This window comes from Arthrobacter sp. B2060, from assembly GCF_059090445.1.
Genome location: NZ_JBNHFR010000001.1, coordinates 25,390 through 40,346, shown reverse-complemented (window position 1 = coordinate 40,346; position 14,957 = coordinate 25,390). Strand labels below are relative to the sequence as shown.

The window sequence follows — 14,957 nt, the reverse complement described above, 5'->3', positions numbered from 1 at the left end:
AGCGATCCGGTGTCTCCAAGACGGGTTCCGTAGCTCTTCCGCTGGTACTTCTTCTGTGTGCGGCTGCTCCGCAGATGCGACGGAGCTTTCCAGAACTTTCTCCCAAAAACTTTTGGGTGGTCCCATGCTCGGCGCATGTCGCCTTTGATGTCGCTTGCAGCGGGCCTTTAATGGCCTGCGGCCGGCAGTGGGTGCCACCTGGGGTTGGTTTGTTGGACGCCGAATGTTGTGGCGGGGTTTGGCCTGCGGCCGGCGGTGAGTGTGTGGCACACATAGAGGGTTGGTGGAAGTCACTGCGTTGGTATGGGGCTGCGCCCCGGTGACGTGGGTGGCTGACTGTGTGGGCTGAGGACCTTGGTGGATGCCTGCGGCGCGGACGGTGGGGCGTCACGTTTTCCGTTCAGCTGCTCCGACCCGGGAGACGAATTGCTTCGCAATGTTTGTCTGCCTGGACGAATCGCAACGCCTCTCCGATTCTTCGCGTCGAGGCCACCAGCGCGGAGCGCACGATGTCCACTCCGATCCTCAGAACGTGAACATTCCGTCTACGAGACGGCGGCGCAGCCGCAGAGAAACTTTCAGCCAAGCATCACGGGCGACACTCCGCTTACGGCCCGCCGCAGGCGACACCGACCCAAGAACAAGACACCGAAGGAGGGACCACCGGCCCGGGGCGAAGCCCCCGAGAAACACATCGAGGAACGCAGGGAGCTACGACCCGGAAGACGAACCGGGAACGGCCCGCCGCAGGCGACACCGCCCCCAGTACAAGACACCGGAGGAGGTCCCACCGGCCCGGGGCGCAGCCCCCGTCATCATGATGATGAACAGAACGATGAACCATCGGACGGCGAAGCCGGGGACGACGCAGCCTCCGCGCAGCGGAGACACCACGACGAAGGCCGCGCAGCGGCCAGGAATCAAATCGAAGGACGAGCCGGGAGGCGAGCAGGAAACGAAACGGGCCGCGCGCAGCGCGGACGCGGAGCGCAGCGCAGCACGAGAAACAAAACGACAGCCAAGACGCTCACGCGGCGAAAAGCATGCCGCGGAGCGCGCGCAGCGCGCGAGCAGCCGGCCGCAGGCCAGGAATCAAAAAGAAGATCACGCGGGGAAACGAATCGAAGAGCAGGACGGTCAGCGAACCGGGAAACACGAAGGGCGAGGGGCGCAGCCCCGAGTCCTCTTAATATGCCCACCCGACAGCTGCCACCGCCCGTTTGCTCGACGACCCTTCGGATTTTTTCGGGCCGGGTCCACGGCTACCGCCGGCCCATCACAACGCACCACCTGACGGCGGCGCGGAAATGCTTTAGGCAGCGGGCGCTATCGCAGCGGAAAACTGCCGGACGTCCGGCGCTTACCGGGCGGCGCGGTCCAGGGCGGCCTTGGCTTGGGCGATCGCCTGGCGGGCTTCCCGCAGTGCCTGCGCTTGGTCGGCGCTCGGTCCGGTTCCGTCCAGCCAGTCGGAGCGAAACTCGTCCTCGACGTCACCGAGCATGGCGAACGCGTCGGAGCGCATCTCATCGAAGGTCGGCAAGCATTCAGCCACGAGGTGTCCTCTCGTCGTGCCCGTCAGGGTTGTCCGGCTCTGGCAAGACTAGCGGTGCGCGCTCAGAGGGAGTGGCCTGCGGCTCAGATGGGGATGATCCGTATGGGTTCACTTGAAAGTGGTGGTAGTCCGGGCGTTCCCAGGTTCCGCCCCATTCGAAGCCATGCTCTTCAAACGCAGTCACGATCGGATGGCCGGGGGTGAACATGCCCGGGACCGTCGCGGACCTGTCGAGGTGTCGTACCCCTTCGGGCGGGGACCACTCCAAGTCTTGCTCCTGATACGGGTTGAGCACGGGGTTGATGTCCACAGCCCTTCCCAGCGAATGCAGCGAAAGTTGGTTCGTGCCTGCTATCGGTCTGAAGTTGAAACCGGACGAGTTATTGGCGGCCATGGAGGCATCATCGTCGCCGAAGAAGACATCTATGGGAACCGCGCTGTAAATCGGGAAGCGGAGCGTGAGCGCCAGGTTCATGATTTCCAGAACAGCCGTGGCCAGCTCGGCGAGGACCACCAAGGAGCCCTCGCGAAGTCTGCCCTGAAAGTCCAAGTGGGTGAACTGGACCAGTGCCAGCTCCCTCCGGGACACCGGGCATGCAGGGTTCCAGCTGTAAGGCAGATCGTCTGCGGTGACAGCAAGTATCCTGTCCATCAGCGCAGGCTCTTCCAGAACATCTTCGTCCCTCCAGTAAATGCAACAGCGCCGTATCCGTAGCTGCTTGTAAGCATGACGGCGGCGGTGGTCGGGCTCAACTCGTCTTGCCGGTGGCCGGCGGCGTTATGAGGCTGCTTTCATGGTGATGACCTCCGCAGAGGCGCGGGGTTGGTGCATACTGCAGGGCGAAGGCGTGTTGCAGACGCCGCAGTGAGGAACCCACCGGCGGCCATAGATGACCGGTACGTCCCGCCGGAGCGGTTCCCGGTGGGCTGTCCGGGCCGCCGAGGCCATCAGGGAAATGACGTGCCAGGGATGGTGCCTCCGGGGCGGCCTTCTTTGCCCTGAGCTTGCCATTGGTTCCGGGGACCAGCTGGCCCGTATACAAGCAAGCCTGCATAGAAAAAAGCCTCTGTTGCTGTCTCATCCGCCCGCTGTCGGCCTTCGAGCTCCATCGTGCACACGTTGAAGAATTCGCCCTTGGCCAGCTGGCAAGCGAACGCCGCGATCTCCTCGCCAGGGCGCGAGCCGCCGATCTATATCAAATCTGTCGACGAGCTCTCCCGCGTCTTTGAGGCCAACGGCCGACGCCCGCATATGAAATTTTTCATGACTCCACCCGCAGTTGAGGCTGCCGACATAGGGGCCGACATAGGGAACGAGCGGATGCGAGCTTCTGTGCCTGGTGATGCTGCAATCCGAGCTCGAGGCTACGTTGGGGCCTGCAGCAAGATCCGCCCGACAAAGCTCTTCCTTGTCTCCAAGCCCCTGCTGCTAGTCCTGCGCCAAATTGTCAGTGCCTGGGGGCACGCTGGTGTCAGGAAGGGTCGTGTGTCCATTCGTCATAAGTTGGAGGGCCGATGTCGAGGATCTTTTATCAGGGCCTGTCTTTTGAGACGGGTAACGACTCGCTGGAGGAAATCAAAGTACGCATCAGCGAGGCTTGCCAGGAAGGCAAGCACATATGGCTGGAGCTCGGACCAATGTCACTGGACCGCTACAACTACCCCTCCTTCTCAGTCCTCGTGGGGTCGGGCATCCCGCTCGTCCTGCTCGAGTAAAGCAAACTTGAGGATCTTCATGAATGAAATTTTCCCTTTGGCTGTAGCCGGTGACGTTCATGGTGACGTCGGATGGCTTCGTACCCTCGTTAGTTCCTGTGCCCGCGAGAATGTTCGAACCATTTTGCAGGTTGGGGATCTGGGCGTGGACTGGCCGGGGAGGGGCCGAGCGCGAATGGAAGCACGCCTCGAGCGGCTTTTGGCGGATACCGGCATCACCATGTTGACTTGTGGAGGCAACCACGAGAACTGGGATACCTTAGGCGCCTTGCCCGTTCAGCCCGACGGGCTCGCCACTTGGAGACCCCACATTCGTTTTCTGCCTCGCGGAGGCCGCACGGTTGTTGAAGGCCTCGTCGTCGGCGGTTTAGGGGGCGCCTTCTCGATCGATGGGCCACCACTTAGGACTCCAGGGAAGGATTGGTGGCCCACAGAAGAGCCGACGGAAGCAGAGGCCAGGAACCTGATAGCAGGTGGACCCATCGACATCCTTCTTACACATGACGTGCCTGCTGACTTGCCGATGAAGAGTGATCTTAATCTGCCAATCGATGTGGTCGCGAAGGCGAACCGGACCAGGGAACTCCTTCAGATGGTGGTGGACGAGCTGGAACCCCCTCACTTATTCGCGGGCCACTGGCACACGAGGCTCACCCATGACCTCCGACATGACAGCGGACGGACAACACGGGTCGACGTTCTGGCACAGGAGCACCACCCGTGGGGCAACGCCGTCCTGGTGACGCCGGGCCCGGTACCGCTGACGATCGAACCCCTGCATATACGAGGCCGGTGAGCGCGACGGCATGCGGCAATGAACGCTGTGTAACCTGCTCGTGGCCTTCTTTATCGTGCCCAGCTCAGGTCTCGCAGGTGATGACCGCTTTGTCCCTGGCCCAGCTGCTGCCGGGGTTCTGGTTGCGGCCAGCGCCCTACACGGTCCCGCCACCGCGATTAATCGGCTTCCGTCAGCCGGGCAGACTGCCAGTCTCGGAGCACGGCCAAGGCGTCCCGTTAGGCCGGGGCGAGGGTTCCAGCGGCGGCACCCTCCTGTCACCGCTGCCGCCAGGACGCGCTCCGGAGTACTTTCCGGGGTATCGGCCGACATTGGAGGCCATAGTCCCTTTCTGCCGCCACCAATCCCATGTGCAGGCCGCAGTTGAGGTGCCTCCTAATTCATTCTGCGGACGGGAGCGGCTTGGGCAACCGCGCGAGAAGGGGGTGACTTGGATCATATTGGCGAAGTGCCTCCTCCAGCTCATGGATCCGACGCAGATAGCTTCTCCTGCCGAGCATTTCCGCGACGTTTTCGAGGTGGGTGACCGCAGCGAGGTGTTGGGGGTTGATACAGAGGCGCCTCCCGCAGGTGTGATGGACGCTGAGCGTGCCCAAATCTTGGGTGAACGAACGGGCAGCTTCCCAGGAGATTCGATGGGCGAGACGGTTGGTCGGTCCACGGCCAATAAAGCCGTAGCCGGATCGCTTCGCACCCGTCCAGATCCAGCAGCCCAGTGCGTCCTTAGGATCGATGGAGCAGCGGGCGCGGAGGATCTCCAGCACCTCCGGGCCGTCACACCGGATGATCGCCTGCCTCAATCGTCCGAGACGGCTGAACCAGCCAGGCAGTCCATGCCGGGTGTAGTACCGGTAGTATTCTTCCGCGGTTGTCACAGTTCCTTGTGTCCTTCCTTGCCCTCGATTAGCGGGGCTATTTCCACTACCCGGCTTGTCGCTCGCAGGGTTGGCACCTCCGGATCGTCGGTGCGCACCTGTAGCAGGAACAGCGCTGGCTGCCCTACTTCAAGACGGAGAATCCGCTGAACCGGGAGAGCCTGCCCGTCACGGCGCAGGCAGCTCATTCCGACCTCAAGGTGGTCAACGGCAGGTTCGACGGCGGCAACGAAGCGGGTCAGCGTGTTCGCAGCCAGATCCAGAAGATACAGTGAACCGGTGGCTGATCGAATCCGGAAGGCCCCGACCGCTGGACTGGAAGCTTCGCTTGTCATGTGAGCAGGCTAGCGAGCGGGTGCGACATTATGGACCTGGCGACAGGCAGCCAAACCGAAAGCCTTGTCGCCACGCATGAATCAGTCACCCGTGCGGGGTGCACGAAGTCCCTCTTGCTCCGGTTCGCGCTTGAGGCCAGCGGTGCGACAGTAGGCAATGGCGTTTTCGCGCCCCGCGCACGACAGTTGTGTGCTTCTGCCCGTCAGCTAGAACCGGTCGTCTTCCTCCGCGGCCAGCTGCAGCAGCCAAGGTTCAGATTCTTCGCCCAGCCGGGAGTTAAGGGCAATTCGAGCACGTGCGGCTGCCCGTTGGACACGACGCTGCCGACGTTGATCGTCAACTAACTCGTCTTGAGTCTTGACGCCGTGGCACCGGCAGGGGCAGGCAGCCCTGGCCTCCCGGTCTAGTCGCTCTACGGTTCGCTCCTCCCACCCGCGTAGTAGGACTGGCTCTCCCTCCTCACGGGATAGCGCGACCACCCAACTCGGCGGCGTGGTCTTGCTGTCGGTGCGGCCTTCGAGCGACACCCGTAGACGTGCTGCTGAGCGTTGCACACGGCGCCAGCTCTTAGCTGCCTGAGCCAGCTCATCAGGGCTCATGGTGCGTGGATCTTGGCGGCCGCAGCCGCAGACATCATGATGACCAGCAGTTGCCCGGTGCGGGGAAACCTTGGAGCCGTCGGATTCCATGTCCTGCTCCTACGTCGGGGCATTGTTGGCTCTGATTGTACGGCTGAGGAGTTATCCAGAGGGCCGCTCCTAGTATGGTGGCGCACTATTTTCGAAAGGGGCTTAGGAAGGAGGCGCGTAGACTGCCGGGGCAAAAAAGTATGCGAAACCGAACTAGTCACGCATAGGGCAGAAGGGGCGAACGTGGGACAGATATGTGACGCCAAGGAAGTTGAGGGCAGCCGATCCCCGCCCAGCTGGAACGTGGCTTACCTAGAGCGTCCCCATCGTGGCGGTCAACTGTCCCAGTCATCGCACCCTTCTCGGGAACCACCTAACACCGAGGGCTAAGGCCGCGGTCACCGTCCCACAACAACACACCCACCCCCAATACGATCCCCCCATGGGCGATTCTGAAAACGTTGACCGAGTTTTGATGCAAGAACTGATGGAGGAAGCGAAGAGGCCCCTTAAGAGCATGACGGAGCGGAGGTACACGGAACTGAAAAAGCTGGAACTGAGGGCCCATCCCTTCAACATCAGCGACGAGGAACTCCACGAATTCCGGGAGTTTGACAAGGCAAGAGAAAAGTCACGGCGCACGTGGGAAAACATTGAAGCCATAGCTAAGCGCGGCTTTACCCCAGTCCTCGACACCAAGGCTTACATCCCTACAAGTACGCCGGTCCATAGGTCAGAGGCCCACCTTGAGCAGTTGGTCCAACAAGCCGCAGAGACTACAGTCCAAGAAGGGAAGAACGCGGAGTACTTCGCCGTCATGGCAGCAAGCCTGCAGGAAATCAAGGCTGCACGAGAGCAGTCCGGTCTCCAGCAGGACAAACAGAACCGGTTCAACAAGCGAATGACTTGGGTGGCTGCTCTTCTCGCCGTCGGATCGATCGCCGCCAGCATTGGGACGCCGTTCATTGAGCACTGGCTGTGGCCGATGCCGTGACTTCCTAGCCGGAGTCGACTGAACGCATAGAAACCACCGATTAATGGACAGACAGCAGGATGATGAAGGCATGAGCCTGCCCCCACGTGGTCGCTGGCCTCGCCCTCGTAAGGTCCGCCATCACGGCTTTGGTGACACGCTGGGCGAACTCGAGCTTTCCTGCGTCGCTCCGACGCCCGTATAACGCGTCGGCAGCGACCATGACTCGCTCGGCACCGCGCAGCAACGTCCGGCGGCCGGGGGGCTATCGAGCTGTTGATGGTTCCCGTAGAAGTCGCAGGGGAGGACTCCTCTGCGGTCACTGTTAGAACGGAATCACCAGGGCGACAAAGATACTAGTAACGATCCAGAACGTGCCGATGGCGACTAACATACACAAGATGGCTATGCCCCCGCTGATGCGCCACTTGCGGTTTCGATGAGGCCTAAACCGTTCTTGAATTTCGGCCACGCCCTTTTTCGCAAACCACACGTATCCAGGTATTAGCACTACCAGAGTCATACCTATGCCGAAGAGAAAGCGTCTTAGATCAGGTGAGGCGATGTAGCCGGCAGCGGCGGCATAAGCCAGGCCGATAACTACGACGAGGACGCCTGAGGTTGTACGGCTGGCGACATCACGCCAGAACTTTTCATCTTTGAACCATTCGAGCGGCCAGCGCCATGGCGGTGACTGAGGCTTCTCCAATTGATCAGTCACGGCGTTGCTCCACTACGGACCAACATCGCACAGGCAACATATGCAATGCCACCAATCGAAGCGAAGATCATCGACAGCTTTACGAGCAGATGCTTCCTCCAGGCAATCTTGCTCATGCCGACCAACTGCTTAGTCAGCACCGGTAGGAGATCGGTATCCTTTATCTTCTTCATCAGGGCAGCCGGTTCCCAGAACATAACGTGACCAAAGTAGATGAAGTTATCCGGCCATTCTTTCCCGACGTGCCACATACGCAGCCGCGGGATAACTACCCACATAGCACAAGCCGCAGCGAGTACGAGAGCAATGCCGCCAACGTAGTAGGAGATGTTCTGCCACGGCCCGGTAAGCGTGGCGAAGATGCGGTCCTTGGCAGAAAGGTTGATGACTAAGCCGATGCCGGCGGATTCTAGGGCAAAGGCGAAGGCAGCTTTGGTATCCACCTTGCCGGTCCAGTCCACCATTGCCGTGTGGATCTTCCAGGCGGTTTCAAGGGCAGCTTTATCATCTTCTTTAGCCGGGGGAGTAGGTGCCTGCTTCTTCCACCATGTCACGGCTGACGCCACCAGGTGCTCGTGTAGGTAGTCACCTTGTAAGGATCGACGTCGCGGGCTACTGGACCCTTGAACATATTGACCTTGTCCTTGCCACCCAACTTCGTTTTATCGTCCAGGAAGCGGTAGACCCCCTCCGTCACGATAGTCGGGCCACCAACCCTTCGCAGACCGCTTAGCTTCGCAGCAACGGCTGGAGCCGCGCCGATGGAAATAAGGTCGTTGTGGTTTGATTCGCCTGCCTTGTTACGCACACCGGCACGGACGATGAGGGCTTCGCCACAGTCGACACCGACGCCGTGCTCTACAATCCACCAGTTGCCGTTTGAGCGCTTCCGGTTGATCGTGAGCTTATTGATCACTTCAGCGACCACCCAGTTGATCTTCAACGCCGCGTTCGCGGCTTGATTGCGCATTCTGTTGCCCATGAAGATCCCCATCACCCTGTCGCCATCGAAGCTCTTGATGGTTCCACCTTCGGCGCGAATGATCTCACTGGCGCCGCCCAGGTACATGCGGTGAACGCGAGCGGCGAAGTCAGAGCCGTAAAGCTTCTGCATCTCCGTAGAATCTGCCAAGTCCGCGTACAGATAGGTGGCTTCTACCTTAACGGCCCCGTTGGAGTGAGCGACGCTGTCGGTGCTGGGTACTATCTGGCCGGTGCGCTCGTTCCAAGCCGTGGTCCAAAGCGTTCTCGAGTTCGTAGCGATCTTGTCCGATAGGACGGTCATACTTCCCCCAAAATCAGGACTATTCCAACCGTGTAATTCTACCGGTTGGCAAGGGAGTCCTCGGGCAATACGCTCGCCCATAGGACTCTTCAGGGCAAAGCCGGTCTCACCTCGGGAACGGCTACTGTCTGGACTGAAATAGCAGATGGAAGTGCTGCCCTAGGACATGAACGCCTTTAGGGTGCAGCACGGGGCTGCCCGCGCCTTCAGCTTCACGGAACCCCTATGCCCTCTGCGCTGACAAGGCTCGCGACATAGTTGAGAATGACGACTACCGCTCCGACCATGCCTATCAGATGGCCGTCAGTTCTAGGAGCAAATAACGCAAGCTTACGTTCCGTCCTCCGGCACAGGAAAACTTGTGCGGGACGGCTAGGGCAACTTCCTTCTGCAAGGAATTTCGGGAGCCCGCAGTGAAGCTCGCGCAGACAATCATCGAAATCCCCGGCCGCACCGCGGCAGAGGACGGTCGAAAGCCTAGACTCGGGCCATGTTCTCTTTCGCAACTGCGGCCAAAGTGTGCCATAAGTGTGCCCCAGCATCGGGCATGCCATCTGTCTTAACCAGCGAAAAACCCCGGAAACCCCTATATCCAGGGGCTATCCGGGGTTTATCCCGAGCTTCCTATCAGAATCGAACTGATGACCTTTTCATTACGAGTGAAACGCTCTACCGACTGAGCTAAGGAAGCACCGCACCAATCAACCGGAAAACCCGGCCGGTTCATGCAAGAGTCAACTGTAATAGAGTCCCTGCGTCCGGGTCAAAATGAGGCCCGAACGGCGCCCGAATGCGGGTGACGGGCAGGCCGGTCAGCAGACGGTGTTGTCCGCCGGCTCCTTGCCTTCCACGAGGTATGAATCCACGGCGTCCCTGATGCAGCTGTTGGCCCGGCCATAGGCGGTGTGGCCCTGGCCCTTCCAGGTCAGCAGGGAAGAGTTGCCCAATTGCTTGCTCAGGGCACCCGCCCACTCCACAGGAGTCGCAGGATCTCCCGTGGTACCGACCACCACAATCGGAGATGAGCCCGAGTATTCTGCGGGGGCGGGAGCGGTGCGGACGTTCTTGTACGGCCAGTTGGCGCAGTTGGTGCCGCCGTAGGCGAAGAAGTACCCGAGCGTCGGTGACGCCTCACGTAGCCGCTGCTCCTCGGCCCGCATGGCCGCAGGATCGCTGGTCATGGGGTAGTCAAGGCAGTTGATGGCGGAGAACGCGAAAGTCGTGTTCGACGTGTATTTTCCGTTCGAACTGCGGTTGGCGCCCAGATCCGCCAGTCGGAGCATGAGGCTGACGTCGCCCTGCACGGCGGCCTCAAGGGCTTGGGTCAGGGCGGGCCAGTTCTCGTTGGCATACAGGGGCACGATAAGTCCGCTGACAAACGTGTTCCCGCCGACAACGCGGCCATCCTGCGCCGCACGCGGTGCGGCGGTGACCGACTGGATGACGTCGCTGATCTGCTGCACGCCGTCGTCAACGGTCCCGCTCAGCGGGCATTTTTCCTGCTGCATGCAGTGTTCGACGTAGGCGCGGAGTGCCTTATCGAAGGCCTTGGCCTGGCCCAGCGTGAGCTCCTCAGCGCCGAGGGAAGGGTCGATCGCTCCGTCGAGCAGCATCCGCCCAACGTTGTCCGGGAACAATGAGGCGTAGGTGGAGCCGAGGAAGGTTCCGTAGGAGAACCCCGCATAGTTGAGCTTTGCGTCGTTGACGACGGCCCGGAGGACATCGAGGTCTTTGGCTGCGCTGACGGTGTCGATATGACCCAGCACCGGCCCGGTCTTCTGGGCGCACTTCTGCGCAATCGCCTTGTTGTCGGCCAGCAGTGTGGCGAGACCGGCGTCCGTCTCGGGAGCGTAGATCTTCTCCCGCGCCTCGTCCCTTTCCTTGTCGGTCAGGCACGTCACGGGCGCCGACCGTTTGACCCCGCGGGGATCGAAACCGATGAGGTCGTAGTTGGCCCGCACCTTGTCAGAGAAGTTGCTGAAGCCGGCGTCCTTCACGAAGTCATAGCCGGAGGCTCCCGGTCCGCCAGGGTTGACCAGCAGGCTGCCTTGCTTCTTGCCGCCCGTGCTGGGCATCTTCAGAGCGGCGATTTCAATGGTCGCGCCGTCCGGCTTGGCATAATCCAGCGGCACCTTGACCTTGGCGCACTGCATCTTGTCCTCGCAGGGCTCCCACACCACTTTCTGGGAGTAGAAATCCTCCAGCCCCTCTGGAGCCGCAGCAGCGATGGAGGGATCGGCCTGACCTGTGGCATTTCCCTGGTTGCCGTCCTTGGAAAGCCCGAGGAAGCTGCACGACGTCAGCAACAGGACCGCAGCCATCGCTCCGGCAGCCCGCACCGTAGCCGCGAGCGAGCGCGACCGCGGGGTCAGGGGAGGAGGTGTGGACATCATGCGGTTCTCCTTGGGGCAGAGCGTTTGGCGGCGTCAGGCAAGACAGGACTGGACGTTGGCCTAGATCAGGCCGGCGGCCATTGCCTCGATGGTCAAAAGCGGTGCGACGTTGGTAGTAGTGATGCGTTTCCTCGCCTTATTGATGGCGTCCATCCGGGCGAGGGTGACTTCCGGTCCCGAGCGGCCCGCGAAATCCTCCAGTTCACTCCTCAACTCAACGTTGACGAGCTCTACGGAATTCCCCATCTGGATGATCAGCACATCCCGGTAAAAGGAGAGGAGGTCGGTCAGTGTCCGGTCCAGGGAGTCCGTGATGGACCGCTTGGCGCGCCGTTTCTGATCATCCTCAAGCTGTTTCACCTGGCTGCGCATGGAAGGTGGGAGAGTGCCGGTCTCCGGGGCGCCCAGCGTGGCCAACAGGGCGGCCTTCTCGGCGGCGTCCCGCTCCTCATTGGAGCTGTTGGCCTCCTCGGTGGCGATCTTGACCAGTTTATCAGCCATCATCACGGCGGCCGTAATGCCCCGGAGGCCCAGCGGGAAACGGACAGTCTCCAGACGGCGCTCCCTGGCCTCGGCGTCGCGGGCCAGCCGGCGGGCAATCCCCACATGGCTCTGCGCTGCGCGTGCCGCGCGTTCCGCCACAGCGGGATCGACGCCGTCGCGCTTCACCAGCAGCGCCGCGACGTCGGCGGCCGGGGGAAGCCGGAGGGCTACGGCCCGGCACCGCGACCGGATGGTGACCAGGACATCCGCCGGGGACGGCGCGCACAGCATCCACACGGTCCGCGGCGTAGGTTCCTCGATGGCCTTCAGCAGAACATTCGTGGTGCGCTCCGCCATGCGGTCGGCGTCCTCCACCACGATGATCCGCCAGCGGCCCGACGAGGGCCTGTTGCCTGCCGTGGAGACCAGTTCCCGTGCCTCCTCGATGGTGATGGTCACCTTTTCGGTCCGGACAAAAACGACGTCAGCATGGGTTTCGCCGAGGATGGTTCTGCAGGCGTGGCACTCGCCGCAGCCGCGCCGGGAGACGTCGTCCTGATCGCAGTTGAGGGCCGCGGCAAAGGCCTTGGCCGCATTCGACCTGCCGGAGCCCGGCGGGCCGGTGAACAGCCAGGCATGGGTGAGCCCGTCACCCGTTGCCGCCTGCTGCAGCTGTGCGACGACGGCAGATTGGCCCTGGAGGTCGTCCCATACCGTCATCGGGTGCTCCTGCGGGAAGCTGCCAGCAGCCGCTCCACGCGTTCCAGGATGCGGGCGGCAATCTCATCGACGGACAACTGTGCCTCAAGCACCAGGTAGCTGTCCGGACGGGCCGCGGCAAGATCCAGAAAGGCCTGCCGGATCCGGGCATGAAATTCGTCGGCTTCCGATTCCAGCCGGTCCTCTGCGGCGTCCCCGGCCGTGCGGCGGCTGCGGCCGTCTGCGGGGTGCACATCCAGCAGCACGGTGAGATCAGGAATCAGCCCGGAGGTGGCCCACTCATTGACGCTCCGCACGGCATCCGTGCCGAGATCACGCCCAGCCCCCTGGTATGCAACGGAGGAGTCGATGTACCGGTCGGTCAGCACCACGTCGCCGCGCTCCAGCGCGGGCCGGATCACCTGGCTGGCGTGGGCAGCCCGGGATGCCGCGAAAATCAGCGCTTCTGTATGGGCATCGATGTGGCCGTGGCCATGGTCCAGCACGAGGGACCGCAGTTTTTCGCCGATCGGTGTACCGCCCGGTTCCCTGGTCCGCAGCACGGTCAGGCCGCGGGATTCAAGAGCCCCGGCCAGCAGGGCAGCCTGCGTGGACTTGCCTGCGCCGTCACCGCCTTCGAAAGCGATGAAAAGTCCGGGACTCTGATTATTCACTCATCCAGCCTACCTACAATCACCGACAGGAAGCCGCCCGCGCCCGGAACCGCTTTTCCCCGCAGGAGGAGCCCAAAGTACCCTTTGTTCATGAGCCTTTCCCAACACCATGCCGCATCCCTTTCGGCTGAGACGGTGGTCGTGGCCGCCGGCCGCCCCCCGCGCGAACGGGACGAGCCGGTCAATCCGCCGATCGTGATGTCCTCCACTTACTTCGGCACCGGAGCCCTGGACGACGGCGACCGCGGCTACGGCCGCTACTCCAACCCCACCTGGGACCCGTTCGAGGAAGCCCTGGGGCAGCTTGAAGGTGCCGCGCTGCCGGGCCTCCTCTACGCCTCCGGCCTGGCCGCCGTCAGCTCGGCCCTCTCGCTCCTTCCCGCCGGGGGAGCGCTCGTGATGCCGACGCACAGCTACTCCGGCTCGCTGGTGATGGCCTCAGAACTGGCGGAAAAGGGCTTCCTCGAGCTCCGCTTGGTGGACATTGCCGACACCGACGCCGTCATCGCCCAGCTCGCCCCCGCGGACGGCGACCCGGCGGCCATGCTGTGGCTGGAAAGTCCGACAAATCCCATGCTCGGCATCGCGGACATCCGGGCGCTGACCCAGGCGGCGCACGACGCCGGAGCGATCGTTGTCACGGACAACACCTTTTCCACCCCTCTGGTGCAGCAGCCGCTGAGCCTCGGGTCCGACGTCGTCCTTCACTCGGTGACCAAATATCTGGCCGGACATTCCGACGTCGTTCTGGGCGCCCTGGTGACCTCCAACCAGGAACTGCGGGATACGCTGCTCCACCACCGCACCATCCACGGCGCCATCGCGGGCCCGTTCGAAGCCTGGCTCGCCCTGCGGGGGCTGCGGACTCTCGCCCTGCGGATCGAACGCTCGCAGGCGTCCGCGGCAGTCCTGGCTGAACGGCTGGCCTCGCACCCGCAGGTCGAAAGTATCCGCTATCCAGGCCTCGTCACGGACCCGGGCCACGACCGCGCCAAGTCCCAGATGTCCGGCTTCGGCTCCATACTGTGTATCCAGGTTGCGCCGGCAGGGAACCTGACCGGCCCCGACGCCGCCGACAAGCTGGTCCGGTCCCTGCAGCTGTGGCTGCCCGCCACCTCGCTCGGCGGTGTGGAATCGCTCATTGAACGACGACGCCGGCACGTGGCCGAGCCGGTCAGCGTCCCCGAAAATCTGGTCAGGTTGAGCGTCGGAATCGAAAACGTTGAAGACCTTTGGTCCGATTTGCAGCAGGCACTGGACGCTCTGGACGGCTAGGCTGGGGACGTGGACGGAAAAGTGTTGATTGATTACGTCGAGACCGGGATCTTTTTCGTACTGGCGCTCGTGGCGTTTGGTCTTGAAGTGTGGGCATTCTTTGACTGCCTCCGCCACAAGGCGAACGCCTTTGAAGCTGTTTCCAAGCGGACCAAGACGTTCTGGCTGGCACTGACCGGCGGCGCCCTGGCCGTTGGCGCACTGACACTATACGGCGCCGCCCGGGCCATTGGCACCCTGACACCCGAAGGCGGTGGCGGTGGCGGTTTCGGCACATTTGGCCTGTTCGGGCTTGCGGCCGTAACTGCAGCCTCGGTGTACCTGGCGGACGTCCGCCCTGCGGTCAAGGACGCCGGCCGCGGCGGCAGCCGCAACAGGGATCCATACGGCCCCTGGTAATCCCCACCGGCCCCCTCGGCTCGCAAGCTCGCCCAGGGAACCCTGCCGGCGTGGCCCCATCCACCGGCCCCCTCGGCTCGCAAGCTCGCCCAGGGAACCCTGCCGGCGTGGCCCCATCCACCGGCCCCCTCGGCTCGCAAGCTCGCCCAGG

15 protein-coding genes and 1 tRNA gene are annotated in these 14,957 nt (G+C 62.5%); 5 read left to right on the top strand and 11 right to left on the bottom strand.

Going from position 1 to position 14,957, the window contains the following annotated elements; all coding sequences use genetic code 11:
• Nucleotides 1-1,360 precede the first annotated feature (1,360 nt).
• Together AC5RUM_RS00180 and AC5RUM_RS00175 are read right to left on the bottom strand one after the other, a co-directional pair.
• Nucleotides 1,361-1,552 (bottom strand): hypothetical protein, encoded by a 192-nt coding sequence (locus AC5RUM_RS00180; RefSeq protein WP_494033046.1) that lies wholly within the window; start codon nucleotides 1,550-1,552, stop codon nucleotides 1,361-1,363.
• Nucleotides 1,545-2,204 (bottom strand): M15 family metallopeptidase, encoded by a 660-nt coding sequence (locus AC5RUM_RS00175; RefSeq protein ID WP_494033045.1) that lies wholly within the window; start codon nucleotides 2,202-2,204, stop codon nucleotides 1,545-1,547. The genes AC5RUM_RS00180 and AC5RUM_RS00175 overlap by 8 nt, the downstream gene beginning before the upstream one ends.
• Nucleotides 2,205-3,067: 863 nt before the next feature.
• On the opposite strand from AC5RUM_RS00175, the gene AC5RUM_RS00170 reads away from it, so the two are divergent.
• A complete protein-coding gene (locus AC5RUM_RS00170; protein WP_494033044.1) occupies nucleotides 3,068-3,268 on the top strand; it encodes a hypothetical protein in 201 nt (66 codons plus the stop codon).
• 175 nt (nucleotides 3,269-3,443) lie between these two features.
• Nucleotides 3,444-4,064 (top strand): hypothetical protein, encoded by a 621-nt coding sequence (locus AC5RUM_RS00165; RefSeq protein ID WP_494033043.1) that lies wholly within the window; start codon nucleotides 3,444-3,446, stop codon nucleotides 4,062-4,064.
• A 380-nt stretch (nucleotides 4,065-4,444) separates the two neighbouring features.
• Here the strand turns inward: AC5RUM_RS00165 and AC5RUM_RS00160 are convergent, their stop codons facing one another.
• Together AC5RUM_RS00160 and AC5RUM_RS00155 are read right to left on the bottom strand one after the other, a co-directional pair.
• On the bottom strand, nucleotides 4,445-4,939 hold the full coding sequence (locus AC5RUM_RS00160) for an HNH endonuclease (protein ID WP_494033042.1): 495 nt from the start codon (nucleotides 4,937-4,939) through the stop codon (nucleotides 4,445-4,447).
• Nucleotides 4,936-5,274 carry a hypothetical protein gene (locus AC5RUM_RS00155; protein ID WP_494033041.1) on the bottom strand — a complete coding sequence of 113 codons (339 nt, stop codon included), beginning with the start codon at nucleotides 5,272-5,274 and terminating at the stop codon, nucleotides 4,936-4,938. The genes AC5RUM_RS00160 and AC5RUM_RS00155 overlap by 4 nt, the downstream gene beginning before the upstream one ends.
• 1,072 nt (nucleotides 5,275-6,346) lie before the next feature.
• Between AC5RUM_RS00155 and AC5RUM_RS00150 the strand changes: the two genes are divergently transcribed.
• Nucleotides 6,347-6,898, top strand: a complete 552-nt coding sequence (locus tag AC5RUM_RS00150; protein ID WP_494033040.1) for a hypothetical protein — start codon at nucleotides 6,347-6,349, stop codon at nucleotides 6,896-6,898.
• Between the two features lie 304 nt (nucleotides 6,899-7,202).
• Here AC5RUM_RS00150 and AC5RUM_RS00145 read toward each other — a convergent pair whose 3' ends face one another.
• The 7 genes from AC5RUM_RS00145 to tmk all read right to left on the bottom strand — a co-directional run bounded on the left by AC5RUM_RS00145 (nucleotide 7,203) and on the right by tmk (nucleotide 13,132).
• Nucleotides 7,203-7,598 carry a hypothetical protein gene (locus tag AC5RUM_RS00145; protein ID WP_494033039.1) on the bottom strand — a complete coding sequence of 132 codons (396 nt, stop codon included), beginning with the start codon at nucleotides 7,596-7,598 and terminating at the stop codon, nucleotides 7,203-7,205.
• Nucleotides 7,595-8,152 (bottom strand): Pycsar system effector family protein, encoded by a 558-nt coding sequence (locus AC5RUM_RS00140; RefSeq protein WP_494033038.1) that lies wholly within the window; start codon nucleotides 8,150-8,152, stop codon nucleotides 7,595-7,597. The genes AC5RUM_RS00145 and AC5RUM_RS00140 overlap by 4 nt, the downstream gene beginning before the upstream one ends.
• Nucleotides 8,149-8,712 carry a hypothetical protein gene (locus tag AC5RUM_RS00135; protein WP_494033037.1) on the bottom strand — a complete coding sequence of 188 codons (564 nt, stop codon included), beginning with the start codon at nucleotides 8,710-8,712 and terminating at the stop codon, nucleotides 8,149-8,151. The genes AC5RUM_RS00140 and AC5RUM_RS00135 overlap by 4 nt, the downstream gene beginning before the upstream one ends.
• 789 nt (nucleotides 8,713-9,501) lie before the next feature.
• Nucleotides 9,502-9,574, bottom strand: a tRNA-Thr gene (locus tag AC5RUM_RS00130).
• Nucleotides 9,575-9,695: 121 nt separating this feature from the next.
• Nucleotides 9,696-11,273 (bottom strand): alpha/beta hydrolase, encoded by a 1,578-nt coding sequence (locus AC5RUM_RS00125; protein ID WP_494033852.1) that lies wholly within the window; start codon nucleotides 11,271-11,273, stop codon nucleotides 9,696-9,698.
• 63 nt (nucleotides 11,274-11,336) lie between these two features.
• Nucleotides 11,337-12,479 (bottom strand): DNA polymerase III subunit delta', encoded by a 1,143-nt coding sequence (locus AC5RUM_RS00120; protein ID WP_494033036.1) that lies wholly within the window; start codon nucleotides 12,477-12,479, stop codon nucleotides 11,337-11,339.
• Nucleotides 12,476-13,132: a dTMP kinase gene (gene tmk, locus AC5RUM_RS00115; protein ID WP_494033035.1), complete on the bottom strand. Its 657-nt coding sequence runs from the start codon at nucleotides 13,130-13,132 to the stop codon at nucleotides 12,476-12,478. The genes AC5RUM_RS00120 and tmk overlap by 4 nt, the downstream gene beginning before the upstream one ends.
• 90 nt (nucleotides 13,133-13,222) lie before the next feature.
• Between tmk and AC5RUM_RS00110 the strand changes: the two genes are divergently transcribed.
• Both AC5RUM_RS00110 and AC5RUM_RS00105 read left to right on the top strand, forming a co-directional pair.
• Nucleotides 13,223-14,407: a trans-sulfuration enzyme family protein gene (locus AC5RUM_RS00110; protein WP_494033034.1), complete on the top strand. Its 1,185-nt coding sequence runs from the start codon at nucleotides 13,223-13,225 to the stop codon at nucleotides 14,405-14,407.
• A 9-nt stretch (nucleotides 14,408-14,416) separates the two neighbouring features.
• Complete coding sequence (locus tag AC5RUM_RS00105; RefSeq protein ID WP_494033033.1) at nucleotides 14,417-14,806, top strand: DUF2516 family protein; 390 nt, start codon at nucleotides 14,417-14,419, stop codon at nucleotides 14,804-14,806.
• Nucleotides 14,807-14,957: the final 151 nt, after the last annotated feature.

Bases quoted from the DNA above. Each gene is read 5' to 3' on its own strand.
- AC5RUM_RS00175 (WP_494033045.1), bottom strand. From the start codon at position 2,204: ATGGACAGGATACTTGCTGTCACCGCAGACGATCTGCCTTACAGCTGG.
- AC5RUM_RS00110 (WP_494033034.1), top strand. From the start codon at position 13,223: ATGAGCCTTTCCCAACACCATGCCGCATCCCTTTCGGCTGAGACGGTG.
- AC5RUM_RS00165 (WP_494033043.1), top strand. From the start codon at position 3,444: ATGGAAGCACGCCTCGAGCGGCTTTTGGCGGATACCGGCATCACCATG.
- AC5RUM_RS00155 (WP_494033041.1), bottom strand. From the start codon at position 5,274: ATGACAAGCGAAGCTTCCAGTCCAGCGGTCGGGGCCTTCCGGATTCGA.
- AC5RUM_RS00120 (WP_494033036.1), bottom strand. From the start codon at position 12,479: ATGACGGTATGGGACGACCTCCAGGGCCAATCTGCCGTCGTCGCACAG.
- AC5RUM_RS00135 (WP_494033037.1), bottom strand. From the start codon at position 8,712: ATGCAGAAGCTTTACGGCTCTGACTTCGCCGCTCGCGTTCACCGCATG.
- AC5RUM_RS00125 (WP_494033852.1), bottom strand. From the start codon at position 11,273: ATGTCCACACCTCCTCCCCTGACCCCGCGGTCGCGCTCGCTCGCGGCT.
- AC5RUM_RS00150 (WP_494033040.1), top strand. From the start codon at position 6,347: ATGGGCGATTCTGAAAACGTTGACCGAGTTTTGATGCAAGAACTGATG.
- AC5RUM_RS00170 (WP_494033044.1), top strand. From the start codon at position 3,068: ATGTCGAGGATCTTTTATCAGGGCCTGTCTTTTGAGACGGGTAACGAC.